Genomic DNA, 14,141 nt, shown 5'->3' on the forward strand with positions numbered 1-14,141 from the left:
TAATTTCTTCTAATCTTTATTATAAAAGAGGATGAGCATTTATAACAGAGCTGCCTGACATTTTTTCATAATTTTTCCCTATTGCACAACCAATTTCCTAAACATAGATAAAAAAAGACTCTGTCACTTCGACAGAGTCTTTTCATCATTTTATTCTCCCGTACCGTGCTCACGTTGGTACTGCTCGAATTCTTTTGTAGTACAAAGAACATAGTGACCAGGACGTACTTCCCGGAACTCTGGTTCTTCACTTGAATCATGTTTCGTAGGATCATAAGTGAAACGCTCACGAGAACGTTCGTAATCCGGATCGGGTAATGGAATGGCAGATAGTAGAGACTGTGTATAGGGATGAATCGGGTGCTTATACAATTCATCTGCATCCGCAAGCTCAACCATTTTACCAAAATACATAACGCCAATTCGATCACTGATATATTTGACCATCGACAAATCGTGGGCGATGAACAAATAAGTTAAGCCTTTTTCGTCTTGAAGCTTTTTCAAAAGGTTAACCACTTGTGCCTGAATGGAAACATCAAGGGCAGATATCGGCTCATCAGCGATGATGAAGCTTGGATCTACTGCGAGGGCACGGGCGATACCGATACGTTGACGCTGACCGCCACTGAATTCGTGCGGGTAACGGTTGGCGTGCTCTTTATTCAATCCGACCGTTTCCAACAACTCGTGGACTTTTGCTTTACGGGCTTTTGAATCTTTCGCTAGCCCATGGATGTCCATTCCTTCTGCAATAATATCTTCAACCTTCATACGAGGGTTCAATGAGGCATAAGGATCCTGGAAAATCATTTGCATTTCACGGTTAAATCTTTTCAGGTCTTCACGAGACTTTTTCCCATGTACGTTTTCCCCATCAAAAATAACTTCTCCATCTGTTGCATCGTACAAACGAATGATGGTTCGTCCGGTTGTAGATTTACCACAACCAGATTCGCCAACCAGACCGAATGTTTCTCCTTTGTAGATGCTGAAGTTCAAACCGTCCACAGCTTTTACTACACTATGCCGGCCTGTTTTGAAATGTTGTTTTAGATTTTTGATTTCGACTAGTTTTTCTTGACTCATACTCGTTCACCTTCCGAACTGCTGGATGAATTCGCCATACCTTCCATACGCTTTTTCACCGCTGCTGGTGGTTCAATCTTCGGTGCATGCTCATGAAGCAACCAAGTAGCTGCGTAATGTGAATCACTAACCTTGAACATTGGTGGTTCTTGTTCAAAGTCGATCTTCATCGCATATTGGTTACGCGCAGCAAAAGCGTCTCCTTTTGGTGGATCCAGTAAATCTGGCGGCGTACCAGGAATAGCGAAGAGCTCTTCATCTTCACTATCAAGAGAAGGCATAGAACCTAAAAGCCCCCATGTGTACGGGTGTTGAGGATTGTAGAAAATATCATCTACTGTCCCAATTTCGACAATTTTACCAGCATACATAACCGCTACTCGATCGGCTACGTTTGCTACAACACCAAGGTCGTGAGTGATGAAAATGGTTGCTGAATCTGTTTTCTTTTGAATATCCTTCATCAGCTCCAGAATTTGAGCTTGAATGGTTACATCCAAGGCAGTTGTAGGCTCATCGGCAATCAAAAGTTTCGGGTTACACGCCAATGCAATGGCAACAACCACACGTTGTCTCATCCCACCAGAGAATTGGTGAGGGTATTGTTTCATACGATTTTCGGCATCTGGGATACCCACAAGTTCGAGTAATTCCATGACACGTTTACGTGCCTGCGGCTTACTCATTTTCTGGTGTTTAATCAGACCTTCCATGATCTGATTTCCAACTTTCATCGTCGGGTTCAAAGAAGTCATAGGATCCTGGAAGATCATCGACATTTCTTTACCACGAATCTTCTGCATTTGTTTTTCAGTCATTTTTGCAAGGTCACGGCCTTCAAAAATGATTTCTCCTTCTTTGATACGACCCGGCGGTTTTGGAATCAAGTGCATGAGAGCTTTAGTTGTAACGGATTTACCGGAACCAGACTCTCCTACAATCGCTAAAGTTTCACCTTTTTTCACATCAAAATTTACGCCACGTACTGCTTTGACTTCACCACTGTAGGTGTCAAAGGAGACGTGCAGGTTTTTAACATCTAGTAGTTTTTCCATTTTGTACACCTACCTCCTATTCGCGCATCTTCGGATCGAATGCATCACGAAGACCATCAGCTAAGACGTTAAAGGCAATCATGATAAGGGAAATTATAATTGCCGGGAACAATAGAATGTGCGGATAAATCTGCAAGGATTGGAATCCGGCATTGATTAGTGTTCCTAGAGAAGCCATCGGTGTTGGAAGACCAAGTCCGATAAAGCTTAAAAATGCTTCAAAGAATATCGCTGAAGGAATTGAGAACATCGTATTGATGATAATCAATCCTAATGTGTTTGGAATCAAATGTCTTTGCAGGATACGGCTATCCTTCGCACCTAAAGTGCGGGAGGCCAGTACGAATTCCTGGTTTTTCAGCTTTAAGATTTGCCCTCGTACGATCCTGGCCATCCCTATCCACCCAGCTATTGCTAGTGCAATGGTAATGGATAAGATCCCCGGTTCAAGAATCAGAATCATCAGGATTACGAGAACAAGGTTCGGAATACCGACAAGTATTTCAATGAAACGCTGCATGTAGTTATCGACACGGCCGCCATAGTAGGCAGAGATTCCGCCATAAGCTACACCAATAAACATATCAATAACTGCAGCTAGGAATGCGATGTATAGAGATACACGCGTTCCCATCCATGTACGTGTCCATTGATCACGGCCCAGACCGTCTGTACCAAACCAGAAGTTTTCGTCCATATCTTTCGCACCATAGACGTCATAAGTGGCTCTAACTTCTGCCGCCTCACCATTGGAGCCATCGTTTAATACTTCTGTCGTGATAAACTCTTCCTGATTGTTAAAACGCATTAAAGCTTTCTTTTCTGCATCTTCCAATGTGCCGGCGGATTGGACATCAGAAAGTGTCCCATCCATTCCAAGCCAACCAAGGCCTTCCACTTTAGGTGGCATTTTTGCACGAGAAAGGTCTTGTTCATACTGTCCATAATCATTCATATATGGACCAAAAGCAGCCATTAATGTCAAAACAATCAACACAGCCAGGCCAATCATCGCTCCTACGTTCTTACGTAGACGGATGAAGGAATCCTGCCAAAAAGATAGGCTCGGCCGAGAAATTTTATCTATTTCTGTCTCTTTTGTTTCTACGGGCACAAATAAATCTTTCGATGGTTTATGGTTATCCATATCTTAGATTACTCTCCTTCCGCCAGTCGAATTCTAGGGTCAATGACTCCATAAAGCAAGTCGATGACCAGGATGATGAAAATAAATAGGAAAGCAATTAAAAGGGTTGTTCCCATAATGATTGGGTAATCATTCATATTGATCGCCTTAACGAACTGCTCACCAATTCCAGGTACGGCAAAGATATTCTCAATAACAAGTGTACCGGTCATCAACCCTATAGCTAGCGGTCCCAACACTGTAATCAATGGAATTAAAGCGTTTCTTAAACCGTGCTTAAATACAACACCGACTTTATTCACACCCTTGGCACGGGCTGTCACAATATAATCAGATCCCATAACCTCAAGCATTTCTGTTCTCATAAAACGGGCAGCAATTGCAATTGGGAAGATGGCCAACGAAACGGTTGGTAGTATGGTATATTCCCAGCCTTCCCACAGGGCAACTGGCAACCAGCCAAATTTAACGCCAATGTAAAATTGTAGCACACCAGCAAATACAAACGATGGAACCGACTGCCCTAATACAGCTAGGAACGTCGATGTATAATCCATGATGCCATTATGATAAATGGCAGACACTAACCCTAACAACATACCGATAATTGTCCCAATAACCATTGCTTGGAAACCAAGCTGCATGGAAGGACCGATACGCTCCATAATGATATTCGTTACTTCACGGTTATCAAACTGGAAGGAAATACCCAAGTCACCTTGAGCTAAGTTGACCATATAGTTGAAATACTGCACTGGAACTGGATCATTCAATCCGTATTTTTCTAACACGACTGCTTGCTGTTCATCTGATAATTTATCTGCAGCACTTAGGGGAGTACCTGGTAAAAACTTCATCAGAAAGAACGTTAAGGTAGCAATCAAAAACATCGTTATAACCATATAAATTAAACGCTGGGTAATATAACGAGCCATTTTAACACCTCCGAATGTGTGTACCTACAAACTTTCTCTTCTTGTTGTAATTGACAGAAATTTGTCTATAATCTGAATAATTTGATGGCAGGGAAAAAGAGAGCATATGCCAACACGTTGGACATATACTCTCTCCCCCCTTTAAAGCAAGCCTATATGTGGTTGGGAATTCTTATTTCAATTATTTACCTTCGATATAAGCATACTTGTAAGTGTAGTCAGGTCCCATTGGCTGAGCAATTACACCTTTAACATAAGGCTTCCAAAGTTGAGCAGATGCACGCTGATAAAGTGGAGCAAGAACTGCATCGTCTTGGATTAGAATTTTTTCAGCTTCTAGGAAAGTTTCAAAACGTTCAACAGGCTCTTGTGCAAGCTCATTGTTCGCTTTTTCAATTAGACCATCGTACTCTTCAGAAGAATAACCAGTCTTATTGTTTCCACCATCTGTGATAAACATGTTCAGGAATGTGTTCGGGTCGATGTAGTCAGGACCCCAACCAGAGTTCTGGATATCATATTCCATGTTTTCATCACGCTGAAGGCGCTCTTTAAAAGGTACAGATTGAACTTTAACAGTCAAACCTTCAAGCTGCTCAAGCTGGTCCTTGATGTAAGCGTCCAAGTTTTGAGCTACTTCACTGTCGCCACCTAGGTAGCCAAGTTCAATTGAATCTTGACCAAGCTCTTCTTTAGCTTTAGACCAAAGTTCTTGAGCCTGCTCTACATTTGTTTCAATTAGATCACCGTTAAGTTCACGGAAATCTTCATCAGTTTCAGGGTGTTTCGTGAAGTTCTGTGGTACGTGACCAACAGCAGGGATAGATCCGTTGTTCAAGATAACATCAACCATGGATTGACGGTCGATGACCATTTGAATTGCTTTACGAGCATTAACGTTACCCAATACTTCGTTTTCATGGTTCATCTTCAAGTAGAACAATACTGGCTCTTCTTCAATTTGGAACTCGTCAGAAGTACGGTATTGGTCTACAAATTCTGCAGAAAGACCAGTACGGTCAATTTCACCAGTGTCATAAAGGTTTACAGCTGTAGATGTTTCTTTAACAACTTTAACGTTGATTTTTTCAAGTTTTACATTTTCTGCATCCCAGTAATCCTGGTTCTTTTCAAGCGTCCAGCCTTCACCGTGGCTCCACTCAGTAAGAACGAATGGACCGTTGGAAAGTAGCGCGTCCGCTTCAAGTGCGTAATCTTCACCTTTTTCTTCAACAAATGCTTTGTTCAATGGTAGGAATGTACCGAAAGCAGTCAAAGATTCGAAGTAAGGAACTGGCTTTTCAAGCTCTACAACAAGTGTGTAGTCGCCATCAGCCTTAACACCAAGCTCTTCGACAGGTACTTCACCGTCAACGACAGCTTGTGCGTTCTTAATAACTCCACCCATCATGTATGGGCCGTACTCAGAACCTGTATCAGGATTTACAGCACGTTGCCAAGCGTAAACGAAATCGTTCGCTGTGACAGGATCGCCGTTTGACCAAACAGCGTCTTCACGAAGGTTGAACGTCCATGTAAGACCGTCTTCACTTACTTCGTGGTCTTTTGCAATTCCTGGTTCTGGCTGAGCGTTCTCACCTAGACGATAAAGACCGTCTGTTGTAGAACCTAGCCATTGGAATGCTACAGCGTCAGTTGCAAGAGATGCGTCCATTGTTGGAATCTCTGCACTGTCTACAATGTTAAGTACTTGTTCTCCTGAAGCTTCTCCGTCTTCACCGGAAGTATCTTCAGTGTCTGTTGTTTCCTCAGAGTCAGCATCGTCTGTGGAATTTGACGTATCGTCTGATCCACCAGAACAAGCTGCGAGGAACATGCTAAGTACTAGTGCAAGTACTAGCAATAACCAATTTGTCTTTTTCATGATCGAAAATGACCTCCCCTAAAAATTTTCTAAAAATTTGTCGTGGCGTTTTGTCCACATATCGAATTATACAAGTTTTCTAACTATTTTGCATTACCTTTTTTTTTGAAAACTCCCAGGATTCCCACCATTATTACGTTTCAGTAACACAAAATGAGACTATATACCCAGTTTATTTTACAATATTATAAGCATAAACTTATTATTTATAAGCTGTTATGCATAAAAAAAGATATGGGATTTTGAAACATTGTTATTTATTACGGTTATACGTTAAAGCGTTTGAATAAACCATACAATATTTTACCAAAGCTGAATTTTCTGTTTATTTATTGTGTTAACAATTCCTTCATACTTGCTAAACGTGCTATAATATAGGTCGAGTTTGTATGAAAGGTGGAAATGATGTGACCATCATGAAAAATAAATGGTTGATGTTCGGTTTAAATATGGCGATCGTTACGATCCTGTTTATCGCTCTCGCCCCTGCTTACGATTTATTTCATTATATTAACCAGCTCTTCTACATCGCATACTTCTATATATTCATTGGTATTATCATGTGGGTCGTTCGTGGTGGATTCTTTGATGGAATCACTTACGGGTTCAGACGTTTTACTAACCGAATGTCTAAACAAAGAGATTACTTGGATGATTGGGAAGAGAAACCCCTCCCCTCTCAAACTGTCCACCAATCTCTACCCAAGTTCTTCTTGTTCCATGGGACATTGTTAAGCATAAGTTTACTGGCTTTACTTTTTCTTTACTATTCAGGATAAGTGCTTGCATACAATGAATGAATCCGATATAATACTGACTTACTAATATAGTACGAAAAGCAATGAAGAAGGATAAGTACGTAGGGTGGATCCTTTACAGAGAGGCTGTGGTCGGTGAAAACAGCTGAGGACGCTATACGGAATTGGGCCTCCGGAGCTTCAAATGACGTAAATCGGCGTTAACGATTCAAGACGACTTCTTTTTATTTAGAAGTAATTAGGGTGGCACCGCGGATCATTCGTCCCTTCCATTACGGAAGGGACGAATGATCTTTTTTTGTTCGAAAATAAACGATGAGGTGATGATGATGACAAAAACAATCTTCTCTGGTATTCAACCAAGTGGTACGCTAACACTTGGAAACTACATTGGAGCTATGAAACACTTTACAGATTTGCAGGACGATAACCACTGCTATTTTTGTATTGTGGATGAGCACGCAATAACTGTCCCGCAAGAGCGCTTGAAATTAAGAGAAAACATCCGTTCTCTGGCAGCTCTCTACTTAGCTTCAGGAATTGATCCTGAAAAAGCGACCCTTTTCATTCAATCCGAAGTTCCCGCTCACACCCAGCTGGGTTGGATGTTACAGTGCGTCAGCTACATTGGTGAACTGGAGCGTATGACGCAATTCAAGGACAAATCTGCCGGCGGAAAAGAAGGTGTATCTTCAGGACTCCTTACTTATCCTCCACTGATGGCGGCAGATATTCTCCTTTATAAAACGGATATCGTACCTGTCGGGGATGATCAGAAACAGCACTTGGAACTCACAAGAAATTTAGCTCAACGATTCAATAATAAGTTCAATGACATTTTCACCGTTCCAGAAGTAAGCATTCCCAAAGAAGGTGCGCGAATCATGTCTCTTCAAGAGCCTACGAAGAAAATGAGCAAGTCTGATGAAAATCAGAAAGCGTTTATTTCCATGCTGGATGATGAAAAGAAAATTATGAAGAAAATTAAGAGTGCAGTCACAGATTCAGATGGCATTGTGAAGTATGATAAAGAAAACAAGCCTGGTGTTTCTAACCTATTGACAATTGAATCTGCTTGCAGTGGTGCAAGTATCGAAGAGTTGGAGCAAAAGTATGAAGGAAAAGGATACGGTGATTTCAAAGTAGGGGTAGCAGAAGCCGTTATTGCTGTTTTGAAACCTATCCAGGAACGTTACGAAACTTTAATCCAATCAGAGGAACTGGATGATATCTTAGATGAAGGTGCAGAGAAAGCATCCTATGAAGCAAACAAAATGATCCGCAAGGCAAAGAAAGCCATGGGTCTTGGCCGCGTGAAGAAGAAGAAATAGCAAAAAAAAGCCAGAATTGAGTATTCCCCTCAATTCTGGCTTTTCATATGTTGAGAAACCCCTTCATTCTCCCCTTGCCATATCGTTTCAAAGAAAGCCTGCCCTTTCACCATCTTTTTGCATAGTTCTTCGTGAGCCATTGACCATCCATTACATGTTCCTTCATATAAACGGTCCCATGCTTCATCATTTGAGAATTGCTTTATGGTCGGATATTGCGCAGGGTTCCATTCCGTCAGCCAATAGCGGATTTCTTCGGGATGATCTGATTGCTTCAACTGATCGAGTGCCATCATCAAAAGCTGTTTTAGTTGTCGTTCTCTCCGTGTCAATCCTGACATTTTCCTAGGGTCTAATGATAATATATGATGTTCTTTTAAAACTTTTTCTTCTATTAAATAGTGCTCAGGTTCTTTTCCTTGTACCATTTCAAATACAAGACGCTCTTGTCTGGGAATTAAACGGCTCTTCTTAACTGGAAGTGTGTAGCCAATCGTATCAAATACCAGGACATCCTTGCCATTCGTTACAACTGCTGCATATTCAACCGTGTGACGTTCTTGATTTTTCTTCATGTACGTTTTGCGATGGACATCCTGAAGCAGCGATGCTGGTAGATCTTGCAAATCATTCTCAATAAAATTGAATAGTTCATCACTGATTAAAATCAAAGGAATTTGATCGATCAGCTCAATTCCATCCTCTTTGCGCCATTCATGAAAACGACAGACGTTATACCCATTCTCTTCACCTTCAAACCAGTTCACCCACAGATCATGCATGTATAACATTTCGGACCCTCACTTTCACTCGGTGATCTCTTTTGGTTACATTATGACCAATGCTGGCTTTTTTATTCTTTGAATCCATATTTTAGAAAATTAATCTTCCATAAGAATTAAGGCTGTCGTAATGAATATCAACCCGACAGGAAAAAAATAGCACTCTACCCGTGTGCGGATCAGGATAAAGAATTCAATCCAATTCAACCCGGCAGGAACGAGATTCAAATACGTGATTGTTACCGTTCCTCCTGCAACAGCAAAACCGAAACCAGTTAATAGCAGCATCCAGTACCACATAACTTCATCCCCTTCGGCTCGTCCTCCTATTGCTATCTTATGAAAGCAAATGCCTTGTCATGCGGTGAATTCCCTTTAAATCCTAGTCTTTACTTCATTGGCAAGAACAGGTACATTTAATACCAGGCAGAATTTAACAAACAAGCTTTTTTAGTGGATACGTTTGAAAGGGTGATGAAAGTGTCGCAGTCGAGATCCTTGCAGAAACGCAGCAAGAAAAGGCGAAAGCGCAAATTATTTATTGGTATGTATGCTCTTATCTTTTTACTAATCATCAGTTACTCTGGGTACGAATACTTAGCAGGTAAGCATCAAGCAAAGAGTCAACAGGCTTCCGCTGCCGAAAGTATCGATCAGGTAGAAGCGGTCGAAAGTATCTATAAAGAGGACTTCAATGGAAGAGATAATGGGGACGGTAAGATGACCGTTCTGTTATTAGGAGTCGATCAACGAGGGGCAGAGATTGCAAGGACGGACACGATCATGGTCGCAGAATATGATCCCGTTTCAAAAGAAGCAAAGGTCGCTTCTTTAATGAGGGACCTTTACGTTGAGATCCCCGGGCACGGATACAACAAACTGAATGCCGCATTCGCTTTAGGGGGCCCTGAACTTCTCCGTGAGACTATTGAAGTGAATCTAGGTATTGAAACCGAATATTACTCAATCGTGGACTTTCAAGGGTATACGCAGATTGTAGACACTTTATCTCCAGATGGCATGAAAGTGGATGTAGAAAAGAACATGCAGTACCGATCTGGAGATGGAACAACAGACATCCAATTACACCAAGGAACACAGACCCTAAACGGAGAAGAACTCCTTGGTTATGTGAGATATCGCAGTGATGCACGAGGAGATTTTGCCAGAGTAGAAAGACAGCAGAAGGTTATTCAATTGTTGAAGGATGAACTCCTCTCTTTTCAAGGAGTTCTGAAAGCTCCACGGTTGATTGGGAACATTCAGCCTTATATTGATACGAACCTAGGTGGAAGTAAAATGATCCAGGTTGGTAAAGACCTTTTGCTAAATCCTGTGGAATCCATGGATATGATCAGCATCCCTACCACTGATAATGTATGGGATGAACGGAAGCCTTACCCGATCGGGCTGGTGCTTAATCACGATGAAGAATCTACGAAACAAACGCTTCACCAATTTTTTGAACAGGAATAAAGAAACCCGATGTCTGGCTTGCAGACATCGGGCTTTTTTTATTCTTCGTACTTTTGGAAAATAAGACTAGCATTGTGGCCGCCAAACCCGAGCGAGTTACTCATCACAGTGTTCACGTCTTGTTTACGTGCCTCATTCGGAACATAATCAAGATCACACTCCGGATCTGGAGTTTCGTAGTTGATCGTTGGAGGCAGTATTCCATCGTTAATAGCTTTTAAAGAAATGACTGCTTCAACCGCACCTGCAGCACCTAAAAGGTGACCAGTCATAGATTTAGTCGAAGAAATCGCAAATTTATTCGCATGTTCTTGGAATACTGTCTTGGCAGCATGTGTTTCGAATTTATCATTCAGTTCTGTGGACGTTCCGTGAGCGTTCAAGTAATCGATATCTTCCGGTTTCAAACCAGCATCATCAATCGCTTGTCTCATTGCACGCGCCGCACCGTCTCCTTCAGGTGCCGGAGAAGTGATGTGATAAGCATCTCCTGTTGAACCATAGCCTTTCAGCTCGCCATAGATTTTCGCTCCACGTTTTTTCGCGGATTCCAGCGTTTCCATGATCAAAATCCCTGCTCCTTCACCCATGACAAAACCATCACGGTTTTTATCAAATGGACGACTTGCTGTTTGAGGATCTTCATTGAGAGACAGGGCACGCGCAGCTGCGAATCCTGCAAAAGACATTTTGTTCATAGGCGCTTCCGTACCACCAGCGATCATGATGTCCGCATCGCCGCGTTGGATCACTTTAAAAGCATCTCCAATGGAGTTTGCTCCTGATGAACATGCGGTAACTGTACAGGAGTTGATCCCTTTAGCACCGAGAGCAATGGATACTTGACCTGCAGCCATATCAGGAATCATCATCGGTATGAAAAACGGACTGACGCGGCGGTAGCCTTTTTTCTGGAATGTCTCAAATTGAGACTCGTATGTTCCCATTCCGCCAATACCGGATCCAATCCAGACGCCTGTTCTGTGAGCCACATCATCTGTAATTTCAAGGTTCGCATCCTCAACGGCCATATGGGCAGCGACCATCGCATATTGGACAAACGGGTCCATTCGGCGCGCATCTTTACGATCTACATAATCAGAAGGGTCGAAGTCTTTCAGTTCAGCTGCCACGTGTACAGGATAATCTTCTTTATTGACCTTAGTGATTTCCCCTACTCCGGACACACCATTTTTAATACTGTTCCACATTTCTTCTACCGAATTACCGACGGGAGTAACGGCTCCCATTCCGGTAATGACAACACGATGTTTATCCATCATTTTATTCCTCCTTGGTTACTTACCCCATCGAAGGGCAACGGCTCCCCATGTGAGCCCGCCACCGAATCCGACAAGAACGACTAGATCATTTTCTTTAATCTTACCTGCCTTCACGTCCTCTGACAAAGCGATTGGAATAGACGCTGAAGATGTGTTCCCATAACGCTTCACCTGCGTAGACATTTTTTCTTCAGGGATTCCTAAGCGTTGCCTTGCCGCTTCCATTATTCTTATGTTCGCCTGGTGTGGCACTAAATAGTCAACATCCTGTTCACTCAGTCCAATTTTTTTAACAACATTGACCGAGGACTCAGGCATTTGTCTCACCGCGAACTTGAATACTTCACGACCATTCATAAACAATGTGTCCTCAGGTGTTTGATACAAGTGAGGTCCACCCGATCCGTCTGCCCCAAGTTCAAAGGAAAGAATTCCTTTATCATCACTAACCGGTCCAATGACTGCGGCTCCTGCTCCATCACCAAAAAGAACGCATGTGTTACGGTCGGTCCAATCTGTAATTTTAGAAAGTTTCTCAACCCCTACGACAAGAACATTCTTGTAGGCATTCGTTTCAATGAATTGCTTAGCTGTGATGACACCATACATGAACCCAGCACAGGCGGCACTTAAGTCCATAGCCGCCACTTTGTTAGCACCAAGCCTATGTTGAAGCATGGCAGCTACAGATGGGAATGGTGTATCCGGTGTAACTGTAGCAACGAGGATCATATCAAGCTCCTCTGCTTTCATATCCGCATCTTTCAAAGCTTCTTCTGCTGCACGAAAAGCTAGGTCAGAAGTATCCATATCATCTGCAGCGATGCGACGTTCTTCAATCCCTGTTCGTGTACGAATCCACTCATCACTCGTATCCACCATTTTCTCCAAGTCTTTATTCGTCAGAACTTTTTCAGGCGCATAGTGTCCAATGCCCAAGAATCCTGCATTCATATATTCATCCCCTTAAAGGTAATATCTAATATCAATTCTTATGACTTGGTACTAATTTTAATTCATCTTGGACTAATCTGCAAGTTTTCTAACAGAGGATCCTTGAACTCGTACTTCTTTTTATTTTCTGTTGTACCTGCCTACAAAATACAGGGCGTTCTTTCATAAATTGTAACAGAGGAGGTGTGCTTGTATGGGCAAAAGAAAGTCATCCCCATTTGATGATTTTTGGGGATTCCGTCAGCAAGAAGAAGAAAACGAAGGGACGAAGAATTCGCAACCGAAACTCAATGATCTCTTTCAAGAAGCTTCAAAAACATGGAAATCCGTGTCACCGATGATCAAACCAATGATGGATAAGTTCAAGAAATAAAGATTAGTTCCCTAAAACTGACTTGAATTCATAAAAAAACCTCTGAAGCTGTTTATCTGCTTCAGAGGTTTCTTTATGGAAGTTCTCCTGTTTCTTTATAAGTTTCTACGACTTCTTCCATTCTACTACGGAATTTTTCTGGAATAGTTGGGCTGTATTCCCCCATTTTTATTGCGCCTTCCTGAAAATCGAACGTAAGCATTTCCCCAGGTAAGTCTCCGTTCATATAACGCTCCATCGCTAGTTTATAAACTTCATCTACCTTTTGGACGGTACTTGTGAGCACCGTATTTTCAGCAACGGAAGATTGGTCCTCTACATAACCGATGGCATAACGCCCGTCATTTTGCGCCTGTTCAATGACCGCAACATTAAAAACATCTCCGGCTGGATAAAAAACATCCGCGCCCTCTTCTTTCATCGATTCATAATACATGAGGGCCATTTCTGTATTTTCCCAGCTGTTTGTAAGTGAAATGTCGACTTCGGCCTCCGGGTTTTGATGAATCACACCTTCATAAAAACCTTCTACTTCTGGTTGCCATTCAAATGCTCCAATGATTCCAACACGATCCGATTGTGTCATCTCCCCGGCTATCATGCCTGCAAAAAATCCCATGGCTTGTGCATCGAAATTGAGGCTTGTTACATTTTCCGCTGAGAATTGGCCATTAAAGTAGACGAAATCCATCTCAGGATAAACCTCATGCAATTCCCTGAAGTGATTGCCATACAAGCTGCTATGACCGAAGATCACGTCAATGCCTTTGGCGGCAAACTCATCAATTGCCTCGGCGGTATGTTTATATGTGCGTATTCCTTCTTTAAAATAAATGTCTACTCCATATTCCTCCTGGATGGCTTGCAATCCTTTGTATCCCTGCTGTCCCCATGCTTTATCATGAATGGTCGTTTCGACAAGCATGCCGACTTTTATATCTTTTTTATAATCCGGAAGACCTTGACATGCGACAAGGAAAAATAATAGAGAGAGGATCATGATGGACTGTAATTTCACATTCAAGCACTCCTAAGTACCTACTTATATCCTCTCCCTATTCTACATTTTTTTC

General features: G+C 42.1%; 14 protein-coding genes and 1 other annotated feature. Of the genes, 4 read left to right on the forward strand and 10 right to left on the reverse strand.

Translation table 11 applies throughout. The features are described 5' to 3' along the window. Positions 1-150 precede the first annotated feature (150 nt). From LC065_RS18890 to LC065_RS18910, 5 genes are all read right to left on the reverse strand, one after another. Positions 151-1,089, reverse strand: coding sequence for an ABC transporter ATP-binding protein (locus LC065_RS18890; protein ID WP_226588110.1), 939 nt, complete (start codon positions 1,087-1,089; stop codon positions 151-153). Next, complete coding sequence (locus tag LC065_RS18895) at positions 1,086-2,144, reverse strand: ABC transporter ATP-binding protein (protein WP_226588108.1); 1,059 nt, start codon at positions 2,142-2,144, stop codon at positions 1,086-1,088. The genes LC065_RS18890 and LC065_RS18895 overlap by 4 nt, the downstream gene beginning before the upstream one ends. A gap of 16 nt (positions 2,145-2,160) precedes the next feature. Then, positions 2,161-3,291 carry an oligopeptide ABC transporter permease gene (opp3C, locus tag LC065_RS18900; protein ID WP_226588106.1) on the reverse strand — a complete coding sequence of 377 codons (1,131 nt, stop codon included), beginning with the start codon at positions 3,289-3,291 and terminating at the stop codon, positions 2,161-2,163. Between the two features lie 8 nt (positions 3,292-3,299). After that, positions 3,300-4,226, reverse strand: coding sequence for an oligopeptide ABC transporter permease (opp3b, locus tag LC065_RS18905; protein WP_226588104.1), 927 nt, complete (start codon positions 4,224-4,226; stop codon positions 3,300-3,302). Positions 4,227-4,407: 181 nt separating this feature from the next. Beyond that, on the reverse strand, positions 4,408-6,111 hold the full coding sequence (locus LC065_RS18910) for a peptide ABC transporter substrate-binding protein (RefSeq protein ID WP_306163630.1): 1,704 nt from the start codon (positions 6,109-6,111) through the stop codon (positions 4,408-4,410). 416 nt (positions 6,112-6,527) lie between these two features. Here LC065_RS18910 and LC065_RS18915 point away from each other — a divergent pair, with 416 nt between their 5' ends. Continuing rightward, a complete protein-coding gene (locus LC065_RS18915; RefSeq protein WP_226591593.1) occupies positions 6,528-6,890 on the forward strand; it encodes a DUF3899 domain-containing protein in 363 nt (120 codons plus the stop codon). A 53-nt stretch (positions 6,891-6,943) separates the two neighbouring features. Beyond that, positions 6,944-7,140: a binding site (T-box leader), on the forward strand. 58 nt (positions 7,141-7,198) lie between these two features. After that, positions 7,199-8,200 carry a tryptophan--tRNA ligase gene (gene trpS / locus LC065_RS18920; RefSeq protein WP_226588100.1) on the forward strand — a complete coding sequence of 334 codons (1,002 nt, stop codon included), beginning with the start codon at positions 7,199-7,201 and terminating at the stop codon, positions 8,198-8,200. A 29-nt stretch (positions 8,201-8,229) separates the two neighbouring features. Here the strand turns inward: trpS and LC065_RS18925 are convergent, their stop codons facing one another. Further along, a complete protein-coding gene (locus tag LC065_RS18925) occupies positions 8,230-8,991 on the reverse strand; it encodes a YjbA family protein (protein ID WP_226588098.1) in 762 nt (253 codons plus the stop codon). A gap of 90 nt (positions 8,992-9,081) precedes the next feature. After that, positions 9,082-9,282 (reverse strand): YuzI family membrane protein, encoded by a 201-nt coding sequence (locus tag LC065_RS18930; RefSeq protein WP_226588096.1) that lies wholly within the window; start codon positions 9,280-9,282, stop codon positions 9,082-9,084. A gap of 174 nt (positions 9,283-9,456) precedes the next feature. Between LC065_RS18930 and LC065_RS18935 the strand changes: the two genes are divergently transcribed. After that, positions 9,457-10,458 (forward strand): LCP family protein, encoded by a 1,002-nt coding sequence (locus tag LC065_RS18935; RefSeq protein WP_226591591.1) that lies wholly within the window; start codon positions 9,457-9,459, stop codon positions 10,456-10,458. A 38-nt stretch (positions 10,459-10,496) separates the two neighbouring features. On the opposite strand, the gene fabF is transcribed toward LC065_RS18935, so the two are convergent. Continuing rightward, the gene (fabF, locus tag LC065_RS18940) at positions 10,497-11,738 is read right to left on the reverse strand and encodes a beta-ketoacyl-ACP synthase II (protein ID WP_226588095.1); all 1,242 of its coding nucleotides are present in this window, start codon (positions 11,736-11,738) and stop codon (positions 10,497-10,499) included. An 18-nt stretch (positions 11,739-11,756) separates the two neighbouring features. Next, positions 11,757-12,695 carry a beta-ketoacyl-ACP synthase III gene (locus tag LC065_RS18945; protein WP_226588093.1) on the reverse strand — a complete coding sequence of 313 codons (939 nt, stop codon included), beginning with the start codon at positions 12,693-12,695 and terminating at the stop codon, positions 11,757-11,759. Positions 12,696-12,888: 193 nt separating this feature from the next. Between LC065_RS18945 and LC065_RS18950 the strand changes: the two genes are divergently transcribed. Next, positions 12,889-13,068, forward strand: coding sequence for a hypothetical protein (locus tag LC065_RS18950; RefSeq protein WP_226588091.1), 180 nt, complete (start codon positions 12,889-12,891; stop codon positions 13,066-13,068). Positions 13,069-13,141: 73 nt separating this feature from the next. Here LC065_RS18950 and LC065_RS18955 read toward each other — a convergent pair whose 3' ends face one another. Beyond that, a complete protein-coding gene (locus LC065_RS18955) occupies positions 13,142-14,086 on the reverse strand; it encodes a BMP family ABC transporter substrate-binding protein (protein ID WP_226588089.1) in 945 nt (314 codons plus the stop codon). Positions 14,087-14,141: the final 55 nt, after the last annotated feature.

Source organism: Halobacillus litoralis (genome assembly GCF_020524085.2).
Classification (GTDB): domain Bacteria; phylum Bacillota; class Bacilli; order Bacillales; family Halobacillaceae; genus Halobacillus; species Halobacillus litoralis_E.

Excerpts from the sequence above, each read along its gene's own strand:
- LC065_RS18925 (WP_226588098.1), bottom strand. The coding sequence starts at position 8,991 with ATGTTATACATGCATGATCTGTGGGTGAACTGGTTTGAAGGTGAAGAG.
- LC065_RS18910 (WP_306163630.1), bottom strand. The coding sequence starts at position 6,111 with ATGAAAAAGACAAATTGGTTATTGCTAGTACTTGCACTAGTACTTAGC.
- trpS (WP_226588100.1), top strand. The coding sequence starts at position 7,199 with ATGACAAAAACAATCTTCTCTGGTATTCAACCAAGTGGTACGCTAACA.
- LC065_RS18930 (WP_226588096.1), bottom strand. The coding sequence starts at position 9,282 with ATGTGGTACTGGATGCTGCTATTAACTGGTTTCGGTTTTGCTGTTGCA.
- LC065_RS18950 (WP_226588091.1), top strand. The coding sequence starts at position 12,889 with ATGGGCAAAAGAAAGTCATCCCCATTTGATGATTTTTGGGGATTCCGT.
- LC065_RS18895 (WP_226588108.1), bottom strand. The coding sequence starts at position 2,144 with ATGGAAAAACTACTAGATGTTAAAAACCTGCACGTCTCCTTTGACACC.
- opp3C (WP_226588106.1), bottom strand. The coding sequence starts at position 3,291 with ATGGATAACCATAAACCATCGAAAGATTTATTTGTGCCCGTAGAAACA.
- LC065_RS18890 (WP_226588110.1), bottom strand. The coding sequence starts at position 1,089 with ATGAGTCAAGAAAAACTAGTCGAAATCAAAAATCTAAAACAACATTTC.
- LC065_RS18935 (WP_226591591.1), top strand. The coding sequence starts at position 9,457 with ATGAAAGTGTCGCAGTCGAGATCCTTGCAGAAACGCAGCAAGAAAAGG.
- LC065_RS18945 (WP_226588093.1), bottom strand. The coding sequence starts at position 12,695 with ATGAATGCAGGATTCTTGGGCATTGGACACTATGCGCCTGAAAAAGTT.
- opp3b (WP_226588104.1), bottom strand. The coding sequence starts at position 4,226 with ATGGCTCGTTATATTACCCAGCGTTTAATTTATATGGTTATAACGATG.
- fabF (WP_226588095.1), bottom strand. The coding sequence starts at position 11,738 with ATGGATAAACATCGTGTTGTCATTACCGGAATGGGAGCCGTTACTCCC.
- LC065_RS18915 (WP_226591593.1), top strand. The coding sequence starts at position 6,528 with ATGAAAAATAAATGGTTGATGTTCGGTTTAAATATGGCGATCGTTACG.